Source organism: Pseudarthrobacter sp. CCNWLW217 (assembly GCF_037203985.1).
GTDB lineage: Bacteria > Actinomycetota > Actinomycetes > Actinomycetales > Micrococcaceae > Arthrobacter.
Genome location: NZ_JBBCBT010000006.1, coordinates 1 through 26,077, shown reverse-complemented (window position 1 = coordinate 26,077; position 26,077 = coordinate 1). Strand labels below are relative to the sequence as shown.

The following is a 26,077-nucleotide window of genomic DNA, read 5'->3' as shown; positions in this document are numbered from 1 at the left end:
CCTAGCTAACTTTCTTGAAGAAAGCCAGGCTTCCGCCGTGGCGGGCTGTACGCCACCGCCCAGTACGCCAACAGCGCCACGCCGCAGAGAACGCCGAGGCTAGTGACGGCCAACTGCAACTGGGTCTGCGGATCCTTGCCCCATTCGTTGGCACCAGCCATCATGGCAAGGTACTTGGGCGTGAGGTAGAACGCGACAGCCGAAAAACCCACCACGATCCAGCCGTACAGCCGCATTTTCCCGCTGCGGGATGGCACACGGTGCATCGCGAAAGCCATGGACGGCAGCGCCACGGCCATCCAGACCCAGTGGTGGGACCAGGAGACGGGGCTGATCAGGAGCATCAGCACGGCGGTGGCGGAGACGGCCACGAAGTTCTCGTCGGCAGCCACGGCCCATTTGATCACCAGGGCCGCCAACACGGCGAGACCCAGCGAGAGCACCAGCCAGAGCATGCTGGTGGAGCCGGAGTCGGGCAGGCCAACGTGGAGCAGGAGCCCTTTGACGGAGAGGTTGTCCAGGTATGCCGGCCCGCCGATCCGGCCGGTGTCCGGCAAGATCTTGGTCCAGAACGTCAATGAGGCGTTGGGCAGCACCGCCCAAGCAAAGGCGATGGAGCCGAAGAACCCGGCCGCCATCCAGCCGAGGGCCTTGAAGTCGCGCCGCACCAGGAAGTACAGGCCGAACGCCAAGGGCGTGAGTTTGATGCCGGCCGCGATGCCGATCAACAGCCCGGCGGGCCACCTCAGCTCCCCCGCCCGGTCTTTCCCGTACAGCGCGAAATCGGCGAGGATCAGCCCCATCAGGATGATGTTGATCTGGCCGAAATCGAAAGTGTCCCGCCATGGTCCCAGCAGGAGGATGGCCGCGGTACCCGCCAAAGCAACCGAACGGAACCGCCAGTCGGCGAAGGACGTGCGCCAACTGCGGAGCCCGAAGTAGTGCCGCGCCAGCCAGGCGGCCACGACCCCGGCCCCCACCAGCGCTGTCGTGCTGAACACCAGGCTGCTGGTGCCCATGGGCAGGAGCGCGAGCCCGGCGAACAGCAGCGCCGCGAACGGCGGGTAGGTGAACGGGAGGCCGTCACGGGGTGCGTAGAGCTCCTGGGCGCCGGACTCACCGGTCTGCAGCACGCGGCTGCCGCCGTAGTAGTACACCTCGAAGTCGTTCATCAGCGGAATGTACGCGGAATACAGCACCACCAGGGCCAGGACGACGGCGGCAGCACCGCCCGCCGTCGCAATCCAGCCGCGGGTGGTGCGGGATGCCAGTGCCGGGGAAGTTGCGGTCACCGGATGAACGTGAAGGCGTGCTCGAGGTCCGCGATGAGGTCCTCAAGGTCTTCGATGCCGCAGGACAGCCGGATCAGGTTGACGGGAACGGCCAGTTCGGTGCCCTTGACCGAGGCGTGCGTCATTTCTGAGGGGTAGTTCATCAGCGATTCGATGCCGCCCAGCGACTCGGCGAGGGTGAACACGGACGTGTTTTCCGCGACGGTGCGGGCCGCCGCCTCACCGCCCTTGAACTGCACGGACACCATGCCGCCGAACTTCTTCATCTGCTTCCTGGCCAGTTCGTGGCCGGGGTGCGAGGGCAGGCCCGGGTACAGGACGGCTTCCACCTCAGGGCGCTCCAGCAGCCATTCGGCCACGGCCTGGCCGTTGTCGCTGTGCCGGTCCATGCGCACGCCAAGCGTCTTCAGGCCACGGGTGGTGAGGAACGCATCCATCGGGCCGGACACCGCTCCTACGGCGAACTGGACAAAGCCGATCTTCTCCGCGAGTTCGGCGTCGTTGACCACAATGGCGCCGCCAACAACGTCAGAGTGGCCGCCGATGTACTTGGTGGTGGAGTGGACCACCACGTCCGCACCCAGGGCGAGCGGGGTCTGCAGGTAGGGGGACGCGAAGGTGTTGTCCACTACCAGGAGGGCACCGGCGTCGTGCGCCACCTTGGCGAGTGCCTCGATGTCCGTGATCTTCATCAACGGATTGGAGGGGGTTTCGACCCAGACGAAGCGGGTCTTGTTGGCCGCCACTGCTTTGCTGACCGAGTCCAGATCTGCCATGTCCACGGGCGTGTTGCCAATGCCCCAGTCGCCGAGCACGCCGCTGATGAGCCGGTACGTCCCGCCGTACGCGTCGTTGCCCAGCACAATGTGGTCCCCGGGCCGGGTCAAGGCGCGGATCAGGGAGTCCTCCGCCGCCAGGCCGGAACTGAAAGAGAACGCGTGGCTGCCGCCCTCGAGCGCGGCAAGCTGTTCCTGCAGGGCGTCGCGGGTGGGGTTCCCGCCGCGGCCGTACTCGTAGCCGTCGCGGAGCCCGCCGATGCCATCCTGCGCATAGGTGGAGCTGAAGTGCAGCGGAGGGACGACGGCGCCGGTGCGGGGCTCGAAGGCCTGGCCGGCGTGCACGGCGCGGGTGTTGAAGCCCTGGTTTTCAGAAACAGGCATGATGCTCCTTTGGAGTTAGTTGCTGAGGTACGCGAGGAGGTCGTGCCGGGTCAGGATGCCCACCGGCGCCCCGACGAACGTCACCATCACCGTGTCCACATCGGACAGCAGCGCGCGGGCCGCAGAGATGGTTTCCAGCGAGCCGATGATGGGAAGTTTCGGGCCCATGTGTTCGGAGATTTTGTCCGTCAGCTTTGCCTCGCCGCGGAACAGCTTGGAGGTCAGGGTCCGTTCGTCCACGGCGCCCAGGACTTCGCCCATCACCACGGGAGGCTCCTGGGAGAGGACCGGGATGTGGCTGACGCCGAACTCGTTCATGATGGTGATGACGTCGCGGACGGTCTCGTTCGGGTGGATGTGCACCAGGTCCGGAAGTTCACCGGTCTTGGACTTGATCACCTCGCCCACCGACGCTTCCTCGCCGCCGGAGAGGAAGCCGTAGGACCGCATCCACTGGTCGTTGAAGATCTTGGCGAGGTAGCCGCGGCCGGAGTCGGGCAGGATGACCACCACAACGGCGCTTTCCGGAAGGTCCCTGGCGGTCTTCAGCGCAGCCACCACGGCCATCCCTGACGAGCCGCCCACCAGCAGGCCTTCCTCACGGGCCAGCCTGCGCGTCATGGCGAAGGAGTCGGCGTCGCTCACGGCGATGACCTCATCCGGCACGGACTTGTCATAGTTCGCCGGCCACATGTCCTCACCCACGCCCTCAACGAAGTACGGCCGCCCTGTCCCGCCGGAGTAGACCGAACCTTCGGGGTCCGCCCCGATGATCCTGACCCGGCCGCCGTCGGACTCCGCGCGGTCCGCAGAGACCTCCTTGAGGTACCGTCCGGTGCCGGTGATGGTGCCGCCGGTGCCGGCGCCGATCACGCAGTGCGTGACCTTTCCGTCGGTGTCCTGCCAGATCTCCGGGCCGGTGGTCTCATAGTGGCTGCCGGGGGCCGCCGGGTTGGAGAACTGGTCCGGCTTGTAGGCGCCAGGGGTCTCCGCGACGATCCTGTCCGAGACGCTGTAATAGCTCTGCGGGCTGTCAGGGGCGACGGCGGTGGGGGTCACTACCACCTCGGCGCCGTAGGCCTGAAGGACGGCCCGTTTGTCCTCGCCCACCTTGTCCGGCACCACAAAAATGCACTTGTAGCCCTTTTGCTGGGCAACCAGGGCCAGGCCCACCCCTGTATTGCCGGACGTCGGTTCTACAATCGTCCCGCCGGGGAGCAGTTTACCTTCCCGCTCGGCCTCCTCGATCATCTTGGCCGCGATGCGGTCCTTGATGGATCCGCCGGGGTTCAGGTACTCCAGCTTGACCAGGACTGTGGCTTGGATGCCGTCAGTGACGTGGTTGAGCTTGATGAGGGGGGTCTTGCCGATGAGGTCCAGGATGGACTGGGCGTACTTCATAGGTACAAAGTTACCGTCTCCCGTGACGGGCCCTTGCTCCGCGGTCAGCTCCCTGCCGAGGAATCTGTCTGCCAAAGGCCCATGATGTTGCCTTCGGTGTCCTTGAAGTAGGCGTAATAACCCATTCCGGGAACGGCGTCCTTGGCCTGGATCACCGAACCACCGGCGGATTCGACCTGTGCCAGTGCGGCGTCAACGTCTTCCACATCGATGGTAAGGACGGGCGTCCTGAGGTTGTCCGTGCGAGGGAACAGGGCTCCGTTGATGGCCCCGGGCGCGCTTGGCATGCCTGTCTGTTCGTCCGACGGCGTGGTGATGGCGATGGTGTAATCCATCTCCTGCATGGGGGTCAGGTTCCAACCGAACGCGCTTTGGTAGAAGGTGTTGGCGCGTTCCTTGTCATCGGTCGGGATCTCGAAATGCACAACTCCAGCCATTGCATGCTCCTTTGGATGCCAGGGGAAGGCGCGGACGCTCCGCGCCACACGATGGAGTTTAGTCCCGGCATCAGTGGCCCGTAAGGGGGCTCCGGAACCGGCATTGTCAGCCAGCCGTGGGACGATGAAACCATGACCATCGCAGATGCCCCCGCCCGGCTGGCCGCCGCCGCGGACGCTTCCCTGCGGTGGCATCCGGACAGGCCATACAGCCTGCTGCAGACGCTCGGCATCCTCCTTCGCGGCACCGGGGATCCGTCGTTTTCCTCCCGGCCCGACGGGTTCTGGACGGCGTTTACGACGCCGGACGGCCCGGTCACGCTGCGTCTCACCACTGCGGCGGACGGCGCTGTCGATGCCTTGGCATGGGGGCCGGGTTCTGCGGCCGGACTCGCCGGGGTGCCCCGCCTCCTGGGCTCCGGGGATGACTGGTCGGCCTTTGACGAGCCTGCCTTCCATGCATCGCTCCCCCGGATGGTCCGCGAGGCCCGCCGTCGGAACCTTACTGTCCGGCTGCCCTCCACCGGCCGGATGATCGATGCCCTGGTGCCCACCATCCTTGAACAGAAGGTCACCGTCATAGAGGCCCGCCGCGGCTACCGGTACCTGATGTACCGCTTCGGGTCGGCGGCACCGGCTGCCGGAATGGCCGCGCCGGAAGGGCTTCGTGTCCAGCCCACCGCGGAACAGTGGCTGCGCATCCCGTCCTGGGAGTGGCACAAGGCCGGCGTTGGACCACAGCGTTCCGCAACCGTGATGCGTGCGCTGCGCTCCGCCGTCGCACTTGAACGGCTTGCAGCGCTACCGGCCACGGAAGCGGCGGCAAAGATGCAGGTCATACCCGGCATCGGGGTCTGGACCGCGGCCGAGGTGGTGCAGCGGACCCACGGCTGCCCGGACTCGATCGCCGTGGGCGACTACCACCTCGCCGCCTTCGTGGGCGCCGCGCTCACCGGCCGCCGGACCGATGATGCGGGCATGCTGGCGCTGCTTGAGCCGTGGAAGGGGCACCGCCAGCGGGTGGTGAGGATGATCGGGCTGAGCGGCTTCCGCAAACCCACGTTCGGGCCGCGGATGACCATCCAGGACCACCGCGGGCACTGAGCCTTTTTTCCGTGGACTCCCGCGGGCCCTTGGGTATAGCGTGGCGCCATGGAGCCCGCACCAGAGCCCTGGAATCCCGCATTCTCTGGAGTCACCCATGATCCACACTGACAAACTGACGAAGACTTTCACCGTCAAAAAGGAGACCGTGGAAGCCGTCAAGGGCGTCGACATCGATGTTGCGCCCGGCGAACTCGTCGCGTTCCTCGGCCCGAACGGCGCCGGCAAGTCCACTACCCTGCGGATGCTGACCACACTGCTGCGGCCCACGTCCGGGACGGCAACCGTGGCAGGGGTGGACGTCGCCGAGGACCCTGCCGGAGTGCGGTCCAGGATTGGTTACATCGGCCAGGGCAACGGCGGTGGCCACAGCTTCCGGGTGATCGACGAAATGGTGATGCAGGGCCGCTTCTACGGCATGAACACCACAGACGCCAACGCCCGGGCGCAGGAACTGCTGAAGTCCCTGGACCTCACCGACCTCGCCAAGCGCACGGTCATCAAGCTGTCCGGCGGCCAGCGGCGGCGGATGGACGTGGCGCTGGGCCTGATGCATTCGCCGAGGCTGCTCTTCCTGGACGAACCGTCCACCGGTATGGATCCGCAGAACCGGGCCAACCTGTGGGAGCACATCATGCGGATGCGCGCCGAACACGGCACCACCATCGTCCTGACCACGCACTACATGGACGAAGCCGATTTGATGTCCGAGCGCGTGATCGTGATCGACCACGGCCGGATCATCGCCGATGACACGGCGGCCCGGCTCAAGGCCAACCTCGCCGGTGACCTGCTGGCTGTGGAAGTGGCGGCGGAATCGGCTCCCGGAGTGCGGGGGTTGCTGGGCCGGGCCGCTGCGGGCGGGGAGGTCAATGAAAACACGTACGACGGCGTTGTCCGCTTCCGCCTCCGGCTCACCGAAGGCGCGCGGCTGGCGCCTGCGTTGCTGAAGGAGATGAACGACGCCGGCGCTCCCGCCCAGTCGCTGGAGCTGAAGCCGCCGACGCTGGATGACGTGTTCCTGGAACTGACCGGCCGCAACCTGCGGGAAGGAGCCAACCGCTGATGAGTGTGCAAACCACTCCGGAAGTCCTGAGGAAGCCCAGCCTCAGCCAGGTTCTGAGGGATACGAAGTACGTATTCTGGCGCGAGATGCTGCTGCCGCTGCGGGACCCGTTCTCGCTGATCTTTTCGCTGATCCAGCCGCTCGTGTTCCTGGGCCTTTTCGGCCCGCTGCTCGGCGCTGCCGTCGGCGCGCCGGCGTTCGGCGGGCAGTCCACCCTTCAGTGGTTCCTGCCCGGGGTGGTGGTGATGATTGCCCTGTTCGGCACATCCATGACCGGTTCGAACCTGCAGTACGAGCTCATGACAGGTTCGTACGAGCGGATCCTGGCAACACCGCTGTCCCGTTCCTCGCTGATGATCGGGCGTGCCCTGAAAGAGTGGGCGCCGCTGGTGGTGCAGGGGCTGCTCATCGCCCTGGTCTGCATTCCCTTCGGCTTCGTCTTCTACCCGCTGCATGTGCTGGCAGGACTGGTCATCCTGGGGATCTTCGGCATCGGGCTCGGCGCGCTCTCCTACGCCTTGGCGCTCGTGTCCCAGAACAAGGAGTGGATCTTCTGGGGCGTGCAGCAGACGTTGCTGTTCCCGCTGATGATCCTCTCCGGCATCATGCTGCCCATTGAGGCCGGACCGGGGTGGATGCAGACTGCGAGCCTGTTCAACCCGCTGACCTACCTGGTCAACGCTGAGCGGGAGCTGTTCGCCGGCAACGTCGGGACCGACACCCTCCTGGGCTTGCTCGCCGCATCGCTGACGGCCGCCGTCGGGCTGGTGGTTGGTGTCCGGGCCATCAACCGCAACATCAGCTGAGCGGGTGGTTCTGTCCGTCTTCTTCGGCCGATGCCTCGTTGCCGTTGCGCTGGAGGAAGGCGAGCACTGCTGCCACGCGGCGGTGCACGCCAGTTGCAGGAAGGCGCAGCTTGGTAAAGATCGAATTGACATGCTTCTCGACCGTGGAGGAGGACAGGTACAGCGACTGTTCGATGCCCGCGTTTGTCCTGCCTTGTGCCATCTCCCGCAGGACGTCCAGTTCCCGGGGCGACAGGTCCGAAAGCGGGTTGGCTGCACCGGCGCTGCGGCGGCGCACCAGCGTATCGACGATCTGCGGATCGATGACCGAACCACCAGCCCGTACTTCGCGGAGCGCGTGCACGAGGTCCTCCAGGTCGCCGATGCGGTCCTTGAGCAAGTAGCCGAGGCCTGCCGAACCGTCGGCGAACAGCGCGAGCGCGTAGCTCTGGTCGGCGTGCTGCGACAGGACCACCACGCCCGTCTCCGGGTGCGCGGCGCGTATGGCGCGGGCAGCCTCAATGCCCTCCATGTGATGGCCAGGCGGCATCCGGATGTCGGTGAGCACCGCATCAGGCGAGAACCGGCGCACAGCGTCGATCAGCTCCGTTGCGTTGCCCGTGCAGGCCACGACGTCTATTTCGCCGGAGTCCTCCAGCAAACGTCGCAGCCCCTCGCGGACGAGGTAGTTGTCCTCGGCGATGACCACCCGCAGCACATCCGCTTCATCCAACGTGGTGCTCCTCCCGCTCCACGGGGAGGTCAACCAGCACGGTGGTGCCCGACGGGTCGCGGCCCGAGACGTCCACCGTTCCCCGCAGCGCCGCCACGCGGTCACGGATATTGGCCAGGCCGCCGCGGGACCCGGGCGCGAGGGCGCCTATGCCGCAGCCGTTATCGGTGATCGCGATCCGCAGGTGCCCGTCCTTCCGGGCGAGGCCCACGGAGGCATGGCTCGCCTGCGCGTGCTTTGCGGTGTTGGCCAGCGCCTCCCGGACCACGTAGTACGCCGTCGTTTCCACTTCCTCAGGGAACCGCTCGGCACGGATGCCCTCGTCAGCGTCGACCGTCAGCGGGATGGGGAACCTGGCCGCACTGGACTCGATGGCCGCTACGAGACCGTTATCGCTCAAGACGGGCGGGTGGATGCCATGGGCGAGTTCGCGCAGGTCGGTGAGCGTCTCCCGGGCTTGGTCCTGGAGATCAGCGAGTTCGACGGCGGTAAGCTCACCGCGCTGCAACCGGTTCCGGGCGAGGCGAAGCCCGGCGATCTGTGCGACCACGTTCTGCTGGATCCCGTCGTGCAGGTCCCGTTCGAGGCGCTTGCGTTCGTCATCCTGCGCGGCGACGAGCCGCTCCCTCGACGCACTCAGCTCCTGAAGCTGCTCAGCGAGCTGGGCGCTCAGGCGCACGTTCGCCACTGACTCCGCAGCCTGGCCGGCGACCGTACGGAGCAAGGCCCGTTCGGCGTCGCTGTAGTCACCGCGCCGGCGCGGCCCAAGCTCGATCCGGCCCAGTGCCTCATTCGCCCGCTCAAGGTCGCAGGAGGCAACAGCTTCCCCCTTCACATCACCGGCCACACCCGTGGGCGATGCCACGAACCTGCCGTCAGGACCTGCGAGGAAAATGCGGACCCAGGATGCATCGAGGCCATCACGCACGGCCGCCGCCAGGCGGGCCATCAGCTCACCGGGCTCCACGGACTGCTCCAAGCGGGAACCGAGCTCGCTGAGCAGCATCAGCTGCCTGTCCCGATCCCCAAAGACAGAACGGTGGATCCACCGCTGCAACCATCCCCGGACCGGCAAGAGGCACACGGCGAGAACCGTTGTCAGGAGAGCGGCGCCGATAATAGTGAGGCGGTCGGCCAGCAGTACGGCCGGTGTTGCGACGCCGATCGCGTACAGGACCGTGATGAGCAGGCCGGAGGACCGGGCCGCGAGGCGCCCGCGGTCACCGGGGGCAATATCGAAGGCGCCATGGCGGAGGATGCCATGGATGGCCGCCAGCGGGACTGCGGTGAGCGAAGCGAACACGGCGGCCGTAACGATGGCGTTGGGCGGCCCGTGCAGCCACAGCCCGTAGCTGATGACCGTGGCGATCACCACCCAGGTCATGACCCGGGTGCGTGCCCGGACTTCCTTGTCCCCGAACACTGCCCGGCTCAGGAGCACGCCCACGCCCAGTGGCATCCACGGCCACTGGTAGATGGCCCAGTAGACCGCCGGCGCCGCCCAACCCAGCAAGGGCACCGCGAACGCGTTCGGTATGCCATCGCTGAGGTCCAGAAACTGCGGCACCAGTACCTGCGGGCTGGTGAACAAAGAGAGCGGCGCGGCCACCACGGGAACCCACAGGAGGCCGACGGCGATGCGTTGCCACCGATGCTCGGGCACCCCGGTCGGGAAGCTCGCGAACATGCTGACGAAGCCTGCCGCCGCCACCGCATCGGCGGTCAGGCCGACCAGGTTCACGAGCGGGAACCACGGCTGGCCGGTCAGCCCCGGATCCTGGACCGCGAACGTCTCGTACGCCGAGCCGACAGCCATGGCCGTGGCAGCGGCCGCGATGAACACGGCGGCCCGGGATGACGAAACGGTGAGCAGCCACATGCCGAAGACGAAGGTCGGCAGCACGCCAAGCAACGGCCAGCTGAGTCCGTGGTTCTCCGGTGCGACGAACCCGCGAATGATCACGACGTAGATGAGCGACGCCACTCCGACCGGAGCCAACGCTGCGAGCAATCCCCATCTTCGGAGCACAGTCCTATGATCCGCCTGTGTGGCCAATCCCGGGAGGGGGTACCCACCCGACTCCCATGGTGGCTGGCCTCCATCTACCCTGCGGCCACCCGCGTTCCGGGCACGTCGGCTGCGCGCCTACGGTGGGCTCGAGTGGATGCCGCGGAATGGCACCCGCACGAACAGGAGGACATCATGCGCAGGATTTACGCAGCCATCGCCTGGATCATCGCCGGCGGCGTTGTTGTGCAGGCAGCGTCGATCGCCTTCGCCCTCGGAGGCATCGGACGGTACGTCCAGGATGGTGGTGTCATCGACAAGGCCCTCGTCGAGAGCCGGCAGGCCACGTTCATCGGCGACCTCGGCTTCCCCATCCACGGCATCGTTGGCGGGATGGTCATACCGCTGGCCGCCGTCGCGCTGTTCATCGTGGCGTTCTTCGTGAAGGCCGACGGCGCACGGCTGCGTGGCGCACGCCTGTGGGCAGCCGTTGTGCTCGCCCTGGTGGGGCTGCAGATCACGCTTGGCTACTCCATCGTTGACATGCCTTACCTCGGCCTGGTCCACGGTGCGAACGCGCTGGCCGTGCTGCTCACCGCCTTCTACGCGGGGATGCGGGCCAGGCGCGCGGCGGCAGCCGGTGCTGAGGAACGCGCCTCCCATGCCATCGCGACCTGACCTCGTCCGGCGCCTTTCCGCCGGCGTTGCGGTGGCCGGTGCGCTTGGCCTCGGTGCGCTCGGGTGGAGCTCGACCCTGCTGGGCGAATACTCGGTGATCGATATGGGTGGCGGGCACGCCTCCCACATCCATGGCTCTGGTTCCGTCGCTGCCGACCCGGCCGGTGAGGTCAGCGTGACGGAGCTGATCGCGGACCCGCTCCGGCCACCTGACGTCCGCGTCGAGCTCGTCGCCCGCCGCCAGACAGTGGACATCCCCGGCGGACGTCCGGTGGAGGGATATACCGTGAACGGCACATCCCCGGGGCCTACGATCCGGGCCACGCAGGGTGATCTCGTCGAGGTGGTGTTGGTCAACGAGTCGGTCCGGGCAGGGGCCACCCTGCACTGGCACGGCGTGGACGTGCCGAACGCGGCTGACGGCGTTGCCGGGATCACGCAGGACGCTGTTCCTGTCGGCGGCCGCCATGTCTACCGTTTCACCGCGGACGACGCCGGCACGTATTGGTACCACTCGCACCAGGTCTCACATGAGCAGGTCGAGGGCGGGCTGCTGGGTGCGGTCGTCATCGAACCGGCCTTGCCAGCGGCCGACCCGCCGGCCAAGCAGTTCCAGGCCGACGCCGTCGCGCTGCTGCACGTCTACGGCGGCCAGCACACCCTCAACGGGCGCGTGCAGGACGAGCACGTGCCGGCCGAGCCCGGCAGTACCGTTAGGATCCGGGTCATCAACACCGACCAGGGAACTGCTGCTGTCTGGTCAGCCGCACCCTTCCGGGTCATCGCGACTGATGGGCACGAGGTCAACGGCGCCGCCGCCGTCGACGGACGAAAGGTACTGATTCCGGCAGGCGGCCGGGTGGACGTCGCCGTGCAGGCCCCCTATAACGGCGCTGCCCGCCTGCACGTCGGCGGGGCCCGGAGCGTCTCCATCGGCGATCCGGCCTCCGGAGATGCAGGCGCCGCGCCCCCTGCCCGGCAACCCTCCGAAACCCTGGACCTGCTGGAATACGGCGACCCTGCCCGGCCCGACTTCGATCCGCGCTCGCCGGACCGCACGTTCGACTACACGATCGGACGCCGCCTCGGCCTGATCGACGGCCGGCCCGGAAACTTCTGGACAATCAACGGGGAGCTCTTCCCGGACGTGCCGATGTTCCACGTGCGCGAGGATGACGTCGTCGTCATGCGGATCGCCAATGAGTCGGGCGAGGTGCATCCGATGCACCTGCACGGCCACCATGTCCTGGTGCTCTCACGCGACGGCAAGCCGGCGGCGGGAAGCCCTTGGTGGGTCGATTCGCTCGATGTCCACCCCGGCGAGGCGTATGAGATTGCCTTCGTTGCCGACAACCCTGGTATTTGGAGCGACCACTGCCATACGCTTCCCCACGCCGTCGACGGCCTCGTTGCCCACGTGATGTACGACGGGGTCACGACGCCGTTCACCATCAACGGCGGTGCCGGCAACCAGCCCGAGTAGCAGGCCGCAGCACAAACCGGTAAATGCGGGGCAATCAAGGCCCGGTCAGGCGGAGTCCAGGCGGGCGGCGTAGGCTGCGGCTTCAGCACGGTTGCGTAGGCCCAGTTTCTCCAGCACGTTGCTCACGTGGTGTGCCACGGTCTTGCTGCTGATGAACAGCTGCCCTGCGATTTCAGGGTTGGAATAGCCCTCTACCAGCAGGCGCAGGATCTCCTGCTCCCGGCGGGTGAGGATGCCTGCCTCGCGGGGAACGGACCGGCCCCCGGCACCCCAGGACCGCAGGAGGGCCGCAGCCACGTCTGCATCATGGGATGCTCCCAGCTTGTCCAGCGCTGACAGGGCAGAGCGGGCTTCAGAGACTGCGAGCGCGGGCTGGCCTTGGGCCAATGCCCGCGCAAGCTCCAGCCTGGTGCGTGCCGCCTCCAGCGGAAGCTCGAGCCGCCCGAACCAGGTGAGGGCGTCCTCAAAGTAGACCGTTGCGGTCTCCTGCCGGCCTTCGGCGGCGGCCACCCGCCCCTTTGCCAGCGCGGCATGGGCGGACAGCAATCGCACTTCCCCTGCGCCGCCGTCGAGCGTGGCGAGGTATTCGGCCGCCGCAGCGGCAGCAGCGGGATTTCCGGCTGCCAGGTGTGCTTCCACCAGGAGGCCGCGTGCGCCCGCCGTCTCCAGTGACGTCCGCTGCCCGCCCGCGTGCAGCGGCGGAGCCACGGCGTCGCTGTTGATGCTTTCCGACCGAAGCCACCGCTCTGCCAGGGCCACGGCCACCGCCGGTTCGTTGTTTCGGAGGGCCAGGCCCGCCGCCACAAGGCTGGCCTCGACCGGGGTACCGATGCCCTCAATCAATGCCCGGGACTCGTCGAAGCGTCCCTGGCGCAGGCGAAGCTCGGCAAGGCTCGCGATGGCCTGGTGGAACATGCCGGGGAAAACGCCCCTTGTGCCTGCGGCGGCACGCCGCAATTCCTCGTCTGCTTCGGCCCAGTGGCCCGTCAGCAGGAGAACGCGCCCGTGGACCAGCCGGCACTGGGCATAAAGGTAGGGGCATCCGTACGCCCTCATGTAGTCATCTGCAGCCTGCGACCACTGGGTTGCCCGCCCGAGGTCGCTCAGAAGGTCACAGACCGTCAGCATCGAACAGCTCGCCATAACCACGGTGTAGAACGTGGTCCCATCGCCGCCCAAAGCGCTGGCCATTGCCTCATCCACGCACCGCAACCCGGCCTGGACTTCGCCGCCCTTGACCAGGAGGACTCCGCGCTCGGCAAGGGCGCAGACTGCGAGGTCCGGGTCGCCCAGCTCTTGCGAGGTGGCCAGCGCCCGCTCGATCAGGTCCCGGCATGAGTGCACATCCGTGGCGAGGAGGGCCGCACAATAATCGACCCAGGCCTGGGTCAGTCCGTCGTCCGGGTCGGCCATGCTTTCGGCGCGGGCGAGCCAGCCCCGCGCCGCTGCCTCATTGCCCAGGGACATCCCGTAGACGAGGCACAGCCACACTGCGGAGTCGATCGCCTCCGGCATGTTGCCGGCGCGGCGGCTGGCGGCATAGGCGCGCTCACGGCAGCGGACGCTTTCACCAACTTCGCCGAGGAAAAACAGGGCGTCACCCAGGCCCGCCAGCGCGCCTGCCGATCCGGTGCCCACAAGCGCTTCCTCAAACGCGGCCCGGGCCTGCGCCCACTGCCCCGCTTCCAGCGCCTCGTGGCCTCTCGCTGTGATTTCCTCCAGCGTCACGCTTCAATTACAGCACTTCGGCATGGGCCACAAAATGGGTCAGCTGACCGATCCCCGCTGCCCCCAATCGGGGGAGCCTGAAGGTGTCCCGGAAAACGGACAACAGGAACGAATCTAGGAGCAAACGATGAACACAAGCCCATTGACCAGTGCATTTACCACGGCGGTGGATGCAGTTAACGCCCACGATGCGAAGGCCTTCGCCGCAACCTACGCCGCGGACGCGGTGGTTCACGACCCGCTCTATCCGCAGCCGTTGAAGGGGCGGGACGCCATCGAGCAGGACATGGTGGAACTCTTGCGGGCCTTCCCGGACGCACGAGTCACGGTGGGTCCCCTTCTCCAGGACGGCGAGACGGTAGCGGGCGAGTACACCTTGCGCGGGACGCACCTTGGCCCGCTGGCTTCCCCCGAGGGGGAGATTCCCGCTACCGGAAGTTCCATCGACAACAGCGGGGCTGTCTTCTCGAAGTTCAACGCTGACGGAGAAGTTATCGAGGAACGCCGCTACTACGACGCTGCCGGTCTGCTCGCGCAGATCGAGCCAGCCGCGGCAACCTGAGCCTAGCCCGCCTGTCAGAGCCCCAGCCTGGCCACAGCCTCCTCGCGCATTTCCACTTTGCGGACTTTCCCGGAGACCGTCATGGGGAAGCTTTCGCGGACGTCCACGTAGCGGGGGACCTTGTAGTGGGCCAGCTTCCCCCGGCAGAAATCGGCCACGGCGGCCGCATCGAGCCGCTCGGCGCCGGGCTTCAGGATGATGCAGGCCATCAGTTCCTCGCCGTACTTGGCGTCCGGCACCCCGATGACCTGCACGTCCTGGATGGAGGGGTGGCTGTAGAGGAACTCCTCGATCTCGCGCGGGTAGATGTTTTCGCCGCCGCGGATCACCATGTCCTTGATCCGGCCCTCGATCACCACGTAGCCGTCGTCGTCCATCCGGGCGAGGTCGCCGGTGTGCATCCAGCCGTCGGCGTCGATGGCTTCCGCTGTCTTGTCCGGCTGGTTCCAATATCCCTGCATCACCGCATAGCCGCGGGTGCACAGTTCGCCGATCCTTCCCCGTTCCAGCACGTCGCCGGAGCCGGGGTCGATGATCTGGCTTTCCAGCCTGGGCATGGTGCGGCCCACGGTCTCGGTGCGCTGCTGGAGGGTGTCACCGTTCCGGGTCATGGTGGACACCGGCGAGGTCTCGGTCATGCCGTAGCAGATGGCCACGTCCACCATGTGCATCTCGGAGATCACCCGGTTCATCACGTCGATGGGGCACACTGATCCCGCCATGACGCCCGTGCGAAGGGTGGCGAGGTCGTAGGAAGCGAAGTCCGGAAGCGCCAGTTCGGCAATGAACATGGTGGGCACGCCGTAGAGCGATGTCCCGCCAAAGTCCTGTACCGCCTCCAGCGCCGCCGCGGGGCTGAAGCCGCGGCCGGGAATGATGGTGGCCGCGCCATGGCTGAGCGCAGCGAGGTTGCCGATCACCATGCCGAAGCAGTGGTAGAACGGCACCGGAATCACTACCCGGTCATGTTCGGTGTAACCCAGCAGCTCCCCGATGGAGTAGCCGTTGTTCAGGATGTTGTGGTGCGTCAGGGTGGCGCCCTTGGGGAAGCCCGTGGTCCCGGAGGTGTATTGCAGGTTGACGGGGTCGTGCGGGTCCAGTTCTGCCATCCGCGCCCTCAGGGCGGAATGCCCGACGACGTCCGCCCGCTTGAGCAGCTCGCCGTACGTCAGCTCTGCGTCGCTTTGGGGGATGCCGGCGTCGAGCCCGTCCACGCCCGGATCCGGCAGGAAGACCAGCTCCCGCAGGTCCGGGCAGGCGGCCAGGGCCTGGCGGGCCATCCCCACATAGTCGCTGGTCCGGTCCGACGGCGCCGCGACCAGCATGCGCATGCCGTTCTGTTTCACCACGAACTCCAGCTCGTGGCTGCGGTAGGCGGGGTTGACGTTCACCAGGATCGCGCCGGACTTCGCCGTAGCGTACTGCAGCAGGGTCCACTCGGCGCAGTTCGGACTCCAGATGCCCACCCGGTCTCCCTTGGCAATGCCCAAGGCGAGGAGCGCACGCGCGAGGCGGTCGACGTCGTCGTTCATCTTGGTGTAGCTCCACCGCCGGGCGTCGGCTCCGGGAACAGCCGCGGCCTCTATCAGCGCGTCGTGGAAGGGAAACTGGGCCACCACCCGCTCAAAGTTCGTGCCGATGGTCTCCTCGAGCAGCGGGACGTCAGTGTCCCCGGCTGTATAAGCGCGCATGCTGGCACGCTACCAACTGGCCCCCGGCATTGAAAGCACATGGGAAGCGCAACAGGCTGGTGTCTGCGCGTAAACAGGAACGGCCGGCAGCCTGCGGCCCGGTATTGTGAAATCCATGAGTGCACCCATCGACCTGCAGGCAACGTTCATCCCCAACGAGGGCGAGTTCTTCCGTGTGAAGCTCGCCCTGGAAATCGCCATCGACGAGGTGGTGAATGAGCCCGGCTGCATCCGTTACGAGCTGACCGAGGCCACCGAAGAGAAGCTGGTCCTGACGGAGCAGTGGGCGTCCGAAGAGGATTTGGAGAAGCACTCCAAGGGCACCGCTGTCCAGGACCTGAACGAATCCCTGAGCGCCCTGCTGGCCGAGCCCGTGAAGCTGGAACGCCTGTAGCCTCCCGCCACTTAAGCATCGACTGCTCCGTAAGGGCCCCTTTGGACGTTCTAAAGGGCGAGGGCCCACACCGGCAGGGTTCCCTGGCCGAGCTTGCGAGGCTGGGGGGCCGGTGGGGATCAGTCGATGCGTTTTAAGGGCTAGGAGTTGTCCTTGGCCTCGCCGGCCGCGGCCTCTGCCTTCGAGCGCGCCACGTGGGCGTGCACCTCGTCCATGTCCAGGGCCTTGACGGCGTCAACCACCTGCTCCAGCTGCTGGGCGTTCAGGGCGCCGGGCTGCGAGAAGACCAGGACTTTTTCGCGGAACGCCATCAGCGTGGGGATGGACGTGATTCCGGCCTCGGCAGCGAGCTGCTGCTCGGCCTCGGTGTCCACCTTCGTGAACAGGACGTCGGAGTGCTTCTCCGACACGGCGCTGTACGTGGGCCCGAACTGCTTGCAGGGACCGCACCATTCAGCCCAGAAGTCGACCAGGACAATGTCATTGCCTTCGATGGTCGATGCGAACTGTTCACCTGTGATGTCAACGGTAGCCATGGTTTCAACGGTACGCGAGCAGGCCACGGAATGTCGCGGCGTGGGGGCCCTGTTCGCTTCGCGCGTCATTGGGAATAACTGCGGCACCCCATATACAGGGCGGGCCGCCAAGCCTACCCTTGGGGTGATCAGCCGCTCAACGCCGCACACGGGAGGGTGCATGCCGCACGCCATCTCCACGAAGTCCCTCACCAAGAAATTCGGCCGCCGGGAGGTGCTCCACGGCGTGGACTTCGCGGTCGAGGCCGGCTCGGTGTTCGGTGTCATCGGCCCCAACGGTGCGGGCAAAACCACTACCATGCGCTGCCTGCTGGACATCATCCGACCCACTTCCGGGGAGGTCCGGGTCCTCGGGAAGGACCCGCGGGCGGCCGGTCCCGAACTCCGCCGGCGGATCGGCTACCTTCCGGGAGAGCTGTTCCTCGAGGGCCGGGTCACCGGCCGGAAACTCCTGGCCCATTATCAGGCCATCAGCGGCCCGGTAGCAACGGGCCGGATCGATGCGCTGGCTGAACGGCTGGGGTTGGACCTGGACCGCCACACGCGCAAGCTGTCCAAAGGCAACAAGCAAAAACTGGGCCTGGTCCAGGCATTTATGCACGATCCGGAACTGCTGGTCCTTGACGAGCCCACCAGCGGCCTGGATCCGCTGATCCAGCAGGAGTTCCATGCCATGGTGCGGGAAGCGCAGCACAATGGCCAGACCATTTTCCTTAGCTCCCACGTCCTGAGCGAAGTACAGCAGACGGCGGATACGGTTGCCATCCTGCGGGACGGCCGGATCATCGCTGTTGAGTCGGTGAGCGGACTTCGGGCAGGTGCCGTGCGGCACGTCCGGCTTTCCGCTCACGGAATTAACGCCCACGACGCCGGCACGCTGCTGGGTGCGGTGCCCGGCGTCGGACGCGTGGAGGTGCTTGAGGCCGGCAGCACCGTCACCGTGTCAGCCACGCTGGAAGGTGACATCCAGCCCTTGGTCCAGGTGCTCGCGTCCCTGCAGCTGACCGACCTTGTCCTGGAGGAGCCTGATCTGGAGGAATCGGTACTGAAGATGTATTCAAGCCAGCAGGAGGCAGCAACGTGAGCACCAAGCTTCCGCTGTTCCGCCGGGCTTTTTTTGATTCCTGGCGCTCCACCCTCGCGTGGGGAGCCGGGCTGTCCGGCGCCACGTTCCTGTACCTGCCGCTGTACCCGTCCATCGGCGGGAGTGCGCAAATGCAGGACATGATCGATGCCCTCCCGGCCGAGATGACCAAGGCGCTGAACTACGACCAGATCGCCACCGGCCCCGGCTATACCCAGGCCACGCTCTTCGGCCTGATCGGGTTCCTCCTGATGACCATCGCCTCCGTGGGATGGGGTGCCGCCGCGGTGGGTGGTGACGAGGAGTCCGGCCAGCTGGAGTTGACGCTCGCCCACGGCGTGACCCGGGTCCAGGTGGTGCTTGAACGCGCGCTCTCCCTGGTCCTGCGTGTGGTGCTGCTCGCGGCCCTGGTCTTTGTGCTGGTCCGGCTGCTGAATGACCCGGCCAAGCTGGACATTCTTCCGGAGAACCTGTTCGGCGCGGCGGTGCTGTTCGCCGGCCTGGCGCTCCTGAGCGGAACCGCGGCGCTTTGCGCGGGAGCGGTGACCGGCCGCCGGACGTACGGGCTCGCCGCCGGTGCCGCGGTGGGGGTGCTGGGGTATGTTTTCAACGCCGTCGGCCGGCAGAGCGATGATGTGCAATGGTTGCTGAATTTGAGCCCTTACCACTGGGCGTATGGAAATTCCCCTGTGGCCAACGGTGCGGACTGGGCCGCGGCGGGGTGGCTGTGGACTATCTCGGCGGCCCTGGTGGCGCTGGCTGCCTTCGCGGTGGAAAGGCGCGACGTCGGCGCGTAGCCGGGTGCCGCCGTCGGCCCTTTTTGTTCGCTTGGCCTGAGGTCAGGCCCTGGCTTCCCAGAGATGCGGGGCAGGTGTCCGGCTGCCCGGCAGTGCGTTGGCCTCACGCCACTCGTGAATCCATTCGGGCAGAATGCAGTCCGCCGGGGGCTGGCCGAACTCCCGCAGGATCTCTTCCTGGCTAACGGGTTTGCCGTTGCTGACCAGGCGGGTGGCGATGTAGGCACGGGCGTAAATCTCGCCGTCGGCCACCATGCGCTGCTCAAAGTAGATGGCTTTGGCATCCAGGCCGATAATCTTCGTTTCGATGGTGTACTGCTGCCACAGCTGCAGGGACTTCCGGAAGGCGATGGTCTCCCCCGCTGCCACCGGGTTCCAGCCGCGCCGGCGCATCCTCTTCCAGATGCCGCTGCGGACCATGAGGTCGAACCGGCCCAGGTCCATGAGGGAGAAATACATGCCGTTGTTGACGTGCATGGCGATGTCGATGTCGGTGGGCAGGACGCGCAGCGGTAAGGACGAGGTGTCCCAGATGGTGAGCGCGGAGCGGCGGGCGGACGTGAACAGCATCAGGAGGGTACGAAGAAGCAGGTGCATCCCCCAATGTTACCCGTCAGTAACTTGAGGGGCCAGCCTGACTTTCAAGAGCTCCCGCGTAGGATGTGGCGCATGACGCAACAACGCTACCGGGACCTCGCCGAGTGGCCGCTGATGGGAACTGCACTGGTGTTCCTGGCCGCCTATGCGTGGCAGGTGATCGGCCGCGTCGATGGAAGCGCCGCCGAGTGGCTGGAGGCCGTCCTGTGGCTGACCTGGGGGATCTTCGCCCTCGACTACGCAGCCAACCTGTGGCTCGCCAAGGACCGGCGTCGCTGGTTCCTCTGGAACCTGCACGAACTCCTGATAGTTGCCCTGCCCTTCTTCCGTCCGCTCAGGCTGCTCCGGCTGGTGACGCTGCTGTCGGTACTGCACCGGACCGTCGGTGAAACCCTCCGTGGCCGCGTTGTCACGTATGTGGCCGGCTCAGCGGCCCTGCTCGTCTTTGTGGGTGCCTTGGCAGTGCTGGATGTTGAACAGTCCGCTCCAGATGCCAAGATCCTGACCTTCGGCGACGCCGTCTGGTGGGCCATCACCACTATCACCACTGTGGGATACGGCGACATGTATCCCGTGACTCCGATCGGCCGGATGGTTGCCGCGGCGCTCATGATGAGCGGCATCGCCGTGCTCGGCGTGGTCACCGCTTCCATCGCCTCCTGGCTTGTCCAGCGCGTTGAGGAATCCACCGAAGCCGCCGCGGAGTCGGCGGAGGAACCCGTCCGGGCCGAGCTGGCCGACCTGGTGGAGGAGATCGCATCGCTGCGGCGCGAGGTCGCCGAACTGAGGGACCGGCGCACGCCCTGATGTTCGCGTAGCCGCGGCGAGTACTACTGAGTAGAAAAAACGCCCGCCACTGGCTTTGTTGCGAAAAATTCGAGTAACCCCTACTGGTGCCGCCTGGCGCAACGGCTTCCTAGACTCGGAATTCCTAGGGCCGAATACGTTGCTGGCGCATCCTCCGAGCTGGGGTGGATGATGCCGCTTCATGGTGGAGCTCCCGTATCTTCTGGGTATGCGGGCGGCTCCCATCACGCGCATCCCTGCGCGGCGCCGGTTACTGACCGGAACCGCATAGCGCATCACACCTCGATCCGTCCTCCAAGGGGAACCGGCGGCATCCACCGCTGCTTTTCCTTGACTGGGCCGACCTGCGATGGGCCACCCATGCATCAGTTGACCGCAAAACCTTCCGAACCTCCCAGCCGGAACTTCGAAACAGACGTCCCCCGGGCAGAACTGACCCAGACCCGCAATCCTGTCAGCAACCGGCTCTGGGCAGGCATGGCCGCCGCTGCCGTGGTCTCCGCCGTTGGCGTTGGATCCTTGGCAGGGCCCCTCCGCACTGCAGAGGTTCCGCTTCCACCGGAGGTAAGCACGACGGCGGTCGCACCGGCCGAGGGTCATGCACCGGTCCCGGCTCCCCCGGCGCCTGCTCCGGCGCCTGCTCCCTCGGGCGACTCCAACCGCTACACCGTTGTTCCCGGCGACACTGTGGGTGGGATCGCCGCACGGTATGGCGTGGACCTGAATGCGATGCTGGCCGCCAACGGGCTGGGTGCCTACAGCATCATCGTCCCCGGCCAGTCCTTGGTGCTGACCGGTCCCGCCGTCGCCGCCCCAACGACTCCGGGCCAGGCCGCGCCTGCGGTCCGGACGATCTATGTAGCGGGCGCTGGCGGACAGGCAATGGTGGACGCCTGCATCGGCCCCATCCACTTCACCCCCAACGATGGCTACTCGCTGTTCATCACCGAACATGACTTCTGCGGCGGCTGGGCGCGCTTCTCCGGCATCGCCGTGGGCGAAACCATCAGCATCCCGGGCTACGGAACCTACACGGCCACCGCCCGTGGGCAGGTTCCCAACCCCGGCACCACCAACGACGTCAAGGCCGTTTTCGGTGGTTTCCCCAGGGCTATCCTGCAGACCTGTATCCCGGGAACCAGCCAGATGCTCCTGATCGCGCTGAACTGACTTTCCAAAGCTTGTCCGTGGTTCCTAACCTTCAAGGCGGGGAACCGCGGACAAGGCCATGACGGCCCACAAAGTAACGCCACGGAGAGGACTCCGTGGCGTTCTGCTTCAGTTGCTGACTACACCTGCATTCGGCTGCGTTCCGAAATGTGTTCCACCAGCTCGCCCACACGCTGCTCGGAGTAGTTGCGGGCGATGTCGCCCTGGCTGATGATGCCCACCAACTTGTGGTCGGCGATGACCGGGAGACGCCGGACCTGGTGCCTCTCCATCAGTTCGATAGCGGCGTCGACATTCGCATCGGCGTCAACCCAGTAAGGCTTGCCGGTAGCGAGGTCCTTGGCCATCATTTCGCGGGGATCGCGGCCGGCGGCGATGCATTTGAGCACGATGTCACGATCGGTGATCATGCCCTTCAACTTTCCGTCGTCACCGCAGATCGGCAACGAGCCACAGTCCAGATCCTGCATCATCCGGGCAGCATCCGTGAGGGACTGGGTCTCCTTAATACACTTTGCATCTGTAGTCATGAATTCACGTACAGCACTCATTGGTACTCCTTCATCGATTGATGCATCGACGCAGGGCATCGGGTTCATGCGCCGATGCTGCCAGCCTACGCCGGAGCCATAAAGCTGTCGACGGCCCAGATTTCCCCTTTGCGTGGTCAATTCCCCCTGTAACGCAGGGGGGAAAAGACCACGAGGAGGGGAATACCCCGCAGCAGGGCAGGACAGGCGGCCCGGGGTCGCTTCAGACACGAAAAAGCCTCCGGAACCTGATGGTTCCGGAGGCTTTCCTTGGGTGGCAGATGAGGGATTCGAACCCCCGTAGGCGTTGCCAGCTGATTTACAGTCAGCCCCCTTTGGCCGCTCGGGTAATCTGCCGAACTTCAAAAGAAGATCACCCCCGGCTGCAGTGTTCGGAACGTCCGTTTCCGGGCCGTTCCGCTTCCAGTAACCGCGGGCAAGACAACTTTACAGAACTTCTGCCGAAGAATCGAATCGAGCCCCCGGCCCTGGGGAACGCGCGCGAAAAACCCCGAAACGGCGGGGAAAATCGGCCCGAATCAGGCCTCGCCGAGAATGCGTCCGGCGAGCCGGGCCTCGAACTTCACGGCCTGCTCCTCGGTGATCTGGTTCAGTTCGACCGCACGCAGCAGGTCCTCACTGACGCCGTCCATGCGGGCAGAAGCATCCGCCACGGGGCTGAAGATGATGGAGGCCGCCACGGCGGCGGCCGCGACGGAGGTGGCTGCGGTAGCCACGGCTCCGGCGGCTGCAGTGGTGGTTCGGTTGACGTAACGGACGGCTTTGCGGTGCATGGTCTTTCCCTTCGCGCTCTTTCCAACAACTCCAACTCTCTGGCGCGGGGCTTCGTTCCCGCCCGGTGTCCGCTGAGAGGGAACTGTGAAAAGCGGCAACGACCAACAGGGGCATCCGTATTAGGCTGGAATGCAGACATCAGGCGCCTCCCGGGCGCAACCAGCCGCACTACCGGCACAACACCACCAGCACAAGGAGAATCATGGCAGGCGAGTCAACGTTCGACGTCGTAAGCAAAGTGGACAAGCAGGAAGTGGCCAACGCCATGAACCAGGCCCAGAAGGAACTGGCCCAGCGCTACGACTTCAAGGGCGTCGGCGCCGAGGTCGACTTCAGCGGCGAGAAGATCCTGATGAAGGCGAACTCGGAGGAACGCGTCCTGGCCGTCCTGGACGTGCTCCAGTCCAAGCTGATCCGCCGCGGCATCTCGCTGAAGTCCCTGGACACGGGTGAGCCCTACGCGTCCGGCAAGGAGTTCCGCCTGGAGGCCTCCATCAAGGAAGGCATCGCGCAGGACCTGGCCAAAAAGATCAACAAGCTCATCCGCGACGAAGCGCCCAAGGGGGTCAAGTCCCAGATCCAGGGCGACGAACTCCGCGTCACGTCCAAGTCACGCGATGACCTGCAGGCCACTATGGCGCTGCTGAAGGACTTTGACGAGGCGGACCTGCAGTTCGTCAACTTCCGTAGCTGATTTTCGGCCTCGCCAGGAGGGCGCCGGCGCGCGGAAAGCACGACGGCGGCATCCAGCTTTGCTGATCAACCCCGGGTCAGCGCCGGCCCGCCATCCGTTCGAGCCGGGCAATCCGGTCCTTCATGGGCGGGTGCGTGGCGAACAGTTTGGTCATCGCCCCGCCGCGGAACGGGTTGGCAATCATCAGGTGCGAGGTGTTGACGAGCTTCTGGTCCTGCGGCAGTGGCGCGATCCGCACGCCCTGCTCAATCCGGCCCAGGGCTGAGGCGAGCGCCAGCGGATCGCCGGTCAGCTGCGCACCGTCCTCGTCGGCGTCGTACTCCCTGGTCCGGGAGATGGCCAGCTGGATCAGGGACGCCGCAAACGGCGCCAACAGGGCCATGGCCAGCATGGCCAGCGGATTGGAGTTGCGCCTGTCACCGCCGAAGAACAACAGCATCTGGCCCACCGAGGTGATCACGCCGGCGACGGCGGCAGCCACCGAGGAGGTGAGGATGTCGCGGTTGTACACGTGCATGAGCTCGTGCCCCAGGACGGCGCGGAGCTCCCTTGCGTCCAACAGCTGGAGGATGCCTTCGGTGACACAAACGGCGGCGTTGCGCGGATTGCGCCCCGTCGCGAAGGCATTCGGGTTCATCGTGGGCGAGACATAGATGCGTGGCATCGGCTGGTTGGCGCGGACTGACAGCTCGCGGACGATCTGGTACAGCTGCGGCGCCTGGGTTTCGGCGACCGGGTAGGCCTGCATGGAGCGTATGGCGATCTTGTCGCTGTTCCAGTAGCCATAGGCCGTGGTGGCCACGCCGACAAGTGCCATGATCCAGATGGGCGCCGAGCTGCGCATGTTGAGGCCGATCAGGGCGCCCAGTCCCAGCAGGACTGCCCAGAGGACGCCGAAGAGCGCCGCAGTTTTCAGGCCGTTGTAATGCTTGTGCACGTCCACTCCTCCACGTCTGCCCGGCACGCCTTCAGGGGACCGGGCAGCAGGACCCGGCCCTCAGTCAGAATTTTAGTACCGTGTGGGCCAGTCGAGGTGCGGGTCCCCACCGAAGCCACCTGCAAACCTGGTCACGCCTGCGTGTCGTGTTGTGCCATCGGCTTGGTATCCTCAGGCGGGGGAAGGAGTTGGCGCATGAATCTATCCAGGCGGCTGCTTTTTGCATCGGCGTTCTGGGAGGTGGCCCGTCCGCGGACCGCGCTGAATGCCGGCCACCTCCTGATCCGGCTCACGAATCCAGCCGTTGCCTTCGATCTCCGCTCCGCCGCCGACTGGCTTTGGTGCCACAACGCTGCCCGGCAGGCGCTCGTCGAGGTCCTCGGCGCCGGTCGCTGCACCGTGGTTTTCGCCCACCAGTGGCACGCCATCGGCGCGGCAATCGGCGAACCGGAAGTCGAATCCTCCACGCCCACGTTCCACCTGTTCGGCCGCTGGGCCACTGAGCCGGTCACCCCGGGCGAACAGCTCCGCCTCCCCGCGCAGCGCCGGGTACCGGCGGCAGCCGAGGAACTCCAGGAGTACGACGGCGGCCTCCGCACTGCGCTGCGCCGTTTGGCTATGGAGCGCCAGGCTGATCCGAGATGGCAGGTCGAGACAACGTTGCCCGGCGACACTGCCGCGAACTCCCATCTCGGGGAACTCGTGGTGGCGCCACCCCGGCTTAAGGCCGGCGCGCACCACACTGTGTTGTCCACGGCGTTGGCGCCGTCGTCGGGCGAACCGGGGCTCAGGCCCGGACACTTGCTGGCGCTGGCCGCGTCACTCCAAAGCATGACGGAGCGCCCCGGCGTGAGCGGGTTGAGCTGTGTGGTTCCGGAGCCTGGCGATGGGCCATTGGAGGTCCACGCCATGGGACGTTCGGCTGGGGAATCAGTCAATCCGATGCAGGAGTTCCTGGCTCTTCCGGAGGTTAGCCAAGCCTTATTGTGATGAACTCATAATAAGTGCTTCAATAGAGGCATGACGGAACACTTTGGCGGCCACGAAGCCTGGGCTGCTGCCCTGCGCGCCCACGGCCGCCGGGTGACCAAGCAGCGGCTGGCGGTGCTGGCCGCCGTCGAGCATCACCCCCACTCCCCCGCGGAGAGCATCCTCGCCGCCGCGCGCAAGGAGCTCCCGGAGCTCACTGCGCAGTCCGTCTACGTGGTCCTGGGCGACCTCACTGACCTGCACATGCTGCGCCGCTTTGAGCCGCCGCACTCCCCCGCACTGTACGAGACCCGCGTGGGCGATAACCACCACCACGCGATCTGCATCAGCTGCGGGCGCGTCGAGGACGTAGAGTGCGCCGTCGGGCATGCGCCTTGCCTTACCCCGCATTGGGATAAGGACGCCAAGCCCATGACCATCCAGATCGCCGATGTCATGTACCAGGGCATCTGCCAGGACTGCCAGCAGTCCCAACAACTTCCTTCTGAACGTCCCTCGCAAGTAATAGAGAAATAGGAGAATAATGACTGCCATTTCAACCACCCAGTCAGGTGCGCCGGTTACGTCCGACGCGCATTCGAAGTCAGTTGGTGCCGACGGTGCCATCATCCTGACTGA

The 26,077-nt window shown here is 66.1% G+C and carries 27 protein-coding genes and 1 tRNA gene; 14 read left to right on the top strand and 14 right to left on the bottom strand.

The features are described 5' to 3' along the window. Positions 1-5: 5 nt before the first annotated feature. From V9L18_RS08610 to V9L18_RS08595, 4 genes are read right to left on the bottom strand one after another with little or no spacing between them, the layout of a single operon-like run. Positions 6-1,292, bottom strand: a complete 1,287-nt coding sequence (locus V9L18_RS08610; RefSeq protein ID WP_337346782.1) for a glycosyltransferase 87 family protein — start codon at positions 1,290-1,292, stop codon at positions 6-8. Beyond that, positions 1,289-2,452: a cystathionine gamma-synthase gene (locus tag V9L18_RS08605; RefSeq protein ID WP_337346781.1), complete on the bottom strand. Its 1,164-nt coding sequence runs from the start codon at positions 2,450-2,452 to the stop codon at positions 1,289-1,291. The genes V9L18_RS08610 and V9L18_RS08605 overlap by 4 nt, the downstream gene beginning before the upstream one ends. Positions 2,453-2,467: 15 nt before the next feature. Beyond that, positions 2,468-3,853 carry a cystathionine beta-synthase gene (locus tag V9L18_RS08600; protein ID WP_337346780.1) on the bottom strand — a complete coding sequence of 462 codons (1,386 nt, stop codon included), beginning with the start codon at positions 3,851-3,853 and terminating at the stop codon, positions 2,468-2,470. 44 nt (positions 3,854-3,897) lie between these two features. Beyond that, positions 3,898-4,290 (bottom strand): VOC family protein, encoded by a 393-nt coding sequence (locus V9L18_RS08595; protein ID WP_337346779.1) that lies wholly within the window; start codon positions 4,288-4,290, stop codon positions 3,898-3,900. A gap of 132 nt (positions 4,291-4,422) precedes the next feature. Here V9L18_RS08595 and V9L18_RS08590 point away from each other — a divergent pair, with 132 nt between their 5' ends. The 3 genes from V9L18_RS08590 to V9L18_RS08580 all read left to right on the top strand — a co-directional run bounded on the left by V9L18_RS08590 (position 4,423) and on the right by V9L18_RS08580 (position 7,266). Next, positions 4,423-5,394, top strand: coding sequence for a DNA-3-methyladenine glycosylase family protein (locus tag V9L18_RS08590; protein ID WP_337346778.1), 972 nt, complete (start codon positions 4,423-4,425; stop codon positions 5,392-5,394). A gap of 97 nt (positions 5,395-5,491) precedes the next feature. After that, positions 5,492-6,460 (top strand): ATP-binding cassette domain-containing protein, encoded by a 969-nt coding sequence (locus V9L18_RS08585; RefSeq protein WP_337346777.1) that lies wholly within the window; start codon positions 5,492-5,494, stop codon positions 6,458-6,460. After that, complete coding sequence (locus V9L18_RS08580; protein WP_337346776.1) at positions 6,460-7,266, top strand: ABC transporter permease; 807 nt, start codon at positions 6,460-6,462, stop codon at positions 7,264-7,266. The genes V9L18_RS08585 and V9L18_RS08580 overlap by 1 nt, the downstream gene beginning before the upstream one ends. Here the strand turns inward: V9L18_RS08580 and V9L18_RS08575 are convergent. Both V9L18_RS08575 and V9L18_RS08570 read right to left on the bottom strand, forming a co-directional pair. Next, on the bottom strand, positions 7,259-7,978 hold the full coding sequence (locus tag V9L18_RS08575; protein ID WP_337346775.1) for a response regulator transcription factor: 720 nt from the start codon (positions 7,976-7,978) through the stop codon (positions 7,259-7,261). The genes V9L18_RS08580 and V9L18_RS08575 overlap by 8 nt on opposite strands. After that, on the bottom strand, positions 7,971-9,989 hold the full coding sequence (locus V9L18_RS08570; protein ID WP_337346774.1) for a sensor histidine kinase: 2,019 nt from the start codon (positions 9,987-9,989) through the stop codon (positions 7,971-7,973). The genes V9L18_RS08575 and V9L18_RS08570 overlap by 8 nt, the downstream gene beginning before the upstream one ends. Before the next feature lie 192 nt (positions 9,990-10,181). On the opposite strand from V9L18_RS08570, the gene V9L18_RS08565 reads away from it, so the two are divergent. After that, positions 10,182-10,664, top strand: a complete 483-nt coding sequence (locus tag V9L18_RS08565) for a hypothetical protein (protein WP_337346773.1) — start codon at positions 10,182-10,184, stop codon at positions 10,662-10,664. Continuing rightward, the gene (locus tag V9L18_RS08560; RefSeq protein ID WP_337346772.1) at positions 10,648-12,147 is read left to right on the top strand and encodes a multicopper oxidase family protein; all 1,500 of its coding nucleotides are present in this window, start codon (positions 10,648-10,650) and stop codon (positions 12,145-12,147) included. Before V9L18_RS08565 ends, V9L18_RS08560 begins: the two co-directional genes overlap by 17 nt. A 45-nt stretch (positions 12,148-12,192) precedes the next feature. Here the strand turns inward: V9L18_RS08560 and V9L18_RS08555 are convergent, their stop codons facing one another. Continuing rightward, positions 12,193-13,875: a helix-turn-helix transcriptional regulator gene (locus V9L18_RS08555; protein ID WP_337346771.1), complete on the bottom strand. Its 1,683-nt coding sequence runs from the start codon at positions 13,873-13,875 to the stop codon at positions 12,193-12,195. Positions 13,876-14,002: 127 nt separating this feature from the next. Between V9L18_RS08555 and V9L18_RS08550 the strand changes: the two genes are divergently transcribed. Beyond that, complete coding sequence (locus tag V9L18_RS08550; protein WP_337346770.1) at positions 14,003-14,437, top strand: ester cyclase; 435 nt, start codon at positions 14,003-14,005, stop codon at positions 14,435-14,437. A 14-nt stretch (positions 14,438-14,451) separates the two neighbouring features. Here V9L18_RS08550 and V9L18_RS08545 read toward each other — a convergent pair whose 3' ends face one another. Further along, positions 14,452-16,128 carry an AMP-binding protein gene (locus V9L18_RS08545; protein ID WP_337346769.1) on the bottom strand — a complete coding sequence of 559 codons (1,677 nt, stop codon included), beginning with the start codon at positions 16,126-16,128 and terminating at the stop codon, positions 14,452-14,454. A 115-nt stretch (positions 16,129-16,243) separates the two neighbouring features. Here V9L18_RS08545 and V9L18_RS08540 point away from each other — a divergent pair, with 115 nt between their 5' ends. Further along, positions 16,244-16,522 carry a putative quinol monooxygenase gene (locus V9L18_RS08540; protein ID WP_337346768.1) on the top strand — a complete coding sequence of 93 codons (279 nt, stop codon included), beginning with the start codon at positions 16,244-16,246 and terminating at the stop codon, positions 16,520-16,522. A 140-nt stretch (positions 16,523-16,662) separates the two neighbouring features. Here the strand turns inward: V9L18_RS08540 and trxA are convergent, their stop codons facing one another. Further along, complete coding sequence (gene trxA, locus V9L18_RS08535) at positions 16,663-17,058, bottom strand: thioredoxin (protein ID WP_337346767.1); 396 nt, start codon at positions 17,056-17,058, stop codon at positions 16,663-16,665. A gap of 160 nt (positions 17,059-17,218) precedes the next feature. On the opposite strand from trxA, the gene V9L18_RS08530 reads away from it, so the two are divergent. Together V9L18_RS08530 and V9L18_RS08525 are read left to right on the top strand one after the other, a co-directional pair. After that, positions 17,219-18,142, top strand: coding sequence for an ABC transporter ATP-binding protein (locus V9L18_RS08530; RefSeq protein WP_337346766.1), 924 nt, complete (start codon positions 17,219-17,221; stop codon positions 18,140-18,142). Next, on the top strand, positions 18,139-18,939 hold the full coding sequence (locus tag V9L18_RS08525) for an ABC transporter permease subunit (protein ID WP_337346765.1): 801 nt from the start codon (positions 18,139-18,141) through the stop codon (positions 18,937-18,939). The genes V9L18_RS08530 and V9L18_RS08525 overlap by 4 nt, the downstream gene beginning before the upstream one ends. Before the next feature lie 42 nt (positions 18,940-18,981). On the opposite strand, the gene V9L18_RS08520 is transcribed toward V9L18_RS08525, so the two are convergent. After that, positions 18,982-19,536: an acyl-CoA thioesterase gene (locus tag V9L18_RS08520; protein ID WP_337346764.1), complete on the bottom strand. Its 555-nt coding sequence runs from the start codon at positions 19,534-19,536 to the stop codon at positions 18,982-18,984. Between the two features lie 72 nt (positions 19,537-19,608). On the opposite strand from V9L18_RS08520, the gene V9L18_RS08515 reads away from it, so the two are divergent. Both V9L18_RS08515 and V9L18_RS08510 read left to right on the top strand, forming a co-directional pair. Continuing rightward, complete coding sequence (locus V9L18_RS08515; protein WP_337346763.1) at positions 19,609-20,343, top strand: potassium channel family protein; 735 nt, start codon at positions 19,609-19,611, stop codon at positions 20,341-20,343. Positions 20,344-20,703: 360 nt separating this feature from the next. Further along, positions 20,704-21,513, top strand: a complete 810-nt coding sequence (locus tag V9L18_RS08510) for a LysM peptidoglycan-binding domain-containing protein (RefSeq protein ID WP_337346762.1) — start codon at positions 20,704-20,706, stop codon at positions 21,511-21,513. Between the two features lie 119 nt (positions 21,514-21,632). On the opposite strand, the gene V9L18_RS08505 is transcribed toward V9L18_RS08510, so the two are convergent. From V9L18_RS08505 to V9L18_RS08495, 3 genes are all read right to left on the bottom strand, one after another. Then, entirely contained in the window at positions 21,633-22,064 is a 432-nt protein-coding gene (locus V9L18_RS08505; RefSeq protein WP_337346761.1) for a CBS domain-containing protein, read from the bottom strand. A gap of 254 nt (positions 22,065-22,318) precedes the next feature. Then, positions 22,319-22,400 (bottom strand) — tRNA-Tyr (locus V9L18_RS08500). Between the two features lie 182 nt (positions 22,401-22,582). Continuing rightward, positions 22,583-22,837, bottom strand: coding sequence for a hypothetical protein (locus tag V9L18_RS08495; protein WP_337346760.1), 255 nt, complete (start codon positions 22,835-22,837; stop codon positions 22,583-22,585). Positions 22,838-23,040: 203 nt separating this feature from the next. Between V9L18_RS08495 and V9L18_RS08490 the strand changes: the two genes are divergently transcribed. Further along, on the top strand, positions 23,041-23,532 hold the full coding sequence (locus tag V9L18_RS08490) for a YajQ family cyclic di-GMP-binding protein (RefSeq protein ID WP_337346759.1): 492 nt from the start codon (positions 23,041-23,043) through the stop codon (positions 23,530-23,532). A gap of 76 nt (positions 23,533-23,608) precedes the next feature. Here V9L18_RS08490 and htpX read toward each other — a convergent pair whose 3' ends face one another. After that, positions 23,609-24,469 carry a zinc metalloprotease HtpX gene (htpX, locus tag V9L18_RS08485; protein ID WP_337346758.1) on the bottom strand — a complete coding sequence of 287 codons (861 nt, stop codon included), beginning with the start codon at positions 24,467-24,469 and terminating at the stop codon, positions 23,609-23,611. Between the two features lie 195 nt (positions 24,470-24,664). Here htpX and V9L18_RS08480 point away from each other — a divergent pair, with 195 nt between their 5' ends. After that, positions 24,665-25,459, top strand: a complete 795-nt coding sequence (locus tag V9L18_RS08480; protein ID WP_337346757.1) for a hypothetical protein — start codon at positions 24,665-24,667, stop codon at positions 25,457-25,459. A 30-nt stretch (positions 25,460-25,489) separates the two neighbouring features. Next, positions 25,490-25,975, top strand: a complete 486-nt coding sequence (locus V9L18_RS08475) for a Fur family transcriptional regulator (RefSeq protein WP_337346756.1) — start codon at positions 25,490-25,492, stop codon at positions 25,973-25,975. Positions 25,976-26,077: the final 102 nt, after the last annotated feature.

What these genes read in the sequence shown, in the direction of transcription:
- V9L18_RS08565 (WP_337346773.1), top strand. Translation starts at nt 10,182, where the DNA reads ATGCGCAGGATTTACGCAGCCATCGCCTGGATCATCGCCGGCGGCGTT.
- V9L18_RS08545 (WP_337346769.1), bottom strand. Translation starts at nt 16,128, where the DNA reads ATGCGCGCTTATACAGCCGGGGACACTGACGTCCCGCTGCTCGAGGAG.
- V9L18_RS08530 (WP_337346766.1), top strand. Translation starts at nt 17,219, where the DNA reads ATGCCGCACGCCATCTCCACGAAGTCCCTCACCAAGAAATTCGGCCGC.
- V9L18_RS08550 (WP_337346770.1), top strand. Translation starts at nt 14,003, where the DNA reads ATGAACACAAGCCCATTGACCAGTGCATTTACCACGGCGGTGGATGCA.
- V9L18_RS08480 (WP_337346757.1), top strand. Translation starts at nt 24,665, where the DNA reads ATGAATCTATCCAGGCGGCTGCTTTTTGCATCGGCGTTCTGGGAGGTG.
- V9L18_RS08600 (WP_337346780.1), bottom strand. Translation starts at nt 3,853, where the DNA reads ATGAAGTACGCCCAGTCCATCCTGGACCTCATCGGCAAGACCCCCCTC.
- V9L18_RS08490 (WP_337346759.1), top strand. Translation starts at nt 23,041, where the DNA reads ATGGCAGGCGAGTCAACGTTCGACGTCGTAAGCAAAGTGGACAAGCAG.
- V9L18_RS08585 (WP_337346777.1), top strand. Translation starts at nt 5,492, where the DNA reads ATGATCCACACTGACAAACTGACGAAGACTTTCACCGTCAAAAAGGAG.
- V9L18_RS08590 (WP_337346778.1), top strand. Translation starts at nt 4,423, where the DNA reads ATGACCATCGCAGATGCCCCCGCCCGGCTGGCCGCCGCCGCGGACGCT.
- V9L18_RS08580 (WP_337346776.1), top strand. Translation starts at nt 6,460, where the DNA reads ATGAGTGTGCAAACCACTCCGGAAGTCCTGAGGAAGCCCAGCCTCAGC.
- V9L18_RS08520 (WP_337346764.1), bottom strand. Translation starts at nt 19,536, where the DNA reads ATGCACCTGCTTCTTCGTACCCTCCTGATGCTGTTCACGTCCGCCCGC.
- V9L18_RS08605 (WP_337346781.1), bottom strand. Translation starts at nt 2,452, where the DNA reads ATGCCTGTTTCTGAAAACCAGGGCTTCAACACCCGCGCCGTGCACGCC.
- V9L18_RS08560 (WP_337346772.1), top strand. Translation starts at nt 10,648, where the DNA reads ATGCCATCGCGACCTGACCTCGTCCGGCGCCTTTCCGCCGGCGTTGCG.
- V9L18_RS08495 (WP_337346760.1), bottom strand. Translation starts at nt 22,837, where the DNA reads ATGCACCGCAAAGCCGTCCGTTACGTCAACCGAACCACCACTGCAGCC.
- V9L18_RS08505 (WP_337346761.1), bottom strand. Translation starts at nt 22,064, where the DNA reads ATGAGTGCTGTACGTGAATTCATGACTACAGATGCAAAGTGTATTAAG.
- V9L18_RS08540 (WP_337346768.1), top strand. Translation starts at nt 16,244, where the DNA reads ATGAGTGCACCCATCGACCTGCAGGCAACGTTCATCCCCAACGAGGGC.
- trxA (WP_337346767.1), bottom strand. Translation starts at nt 17,058, where the DNA reads ATGGCTACCGTTGACATCACAGGTGAACAGTTCGCATCGACCATCGAA.
- V9L18_RS08475 (WP_337346756.1), top strand. Translation starts at nt 25,490, where the DNA reads ATGACGGAACACTTTGGCGGCCACGAAGCCTGGGCTGCTGCCCTGCGC.
- V9L18_RS08510 (WP_337346762.1), top strand. Translation starts at nt 20,704, where the DNA reads ATGCATCAGTTGACCGCAAAACCTTCCGAACCTCCCAGCCGGAACTTC.
- V9L18_RS08595 (WP_337346779.1), bottom strand. Translation starts at nt 4,290, where the DNA reads ATGGCTGGAGTTGTGCATTTCGAGATCCCGACCGATGACAAGGAACGC.
- V9L18_RS08515 (WP_337346763.1), top strand. Translation starts at nt 19,609, where the DNA reads ATGACGCAACAACGCTACCGGGACCTCGCCGAGTGGCCGCTGATGGGA.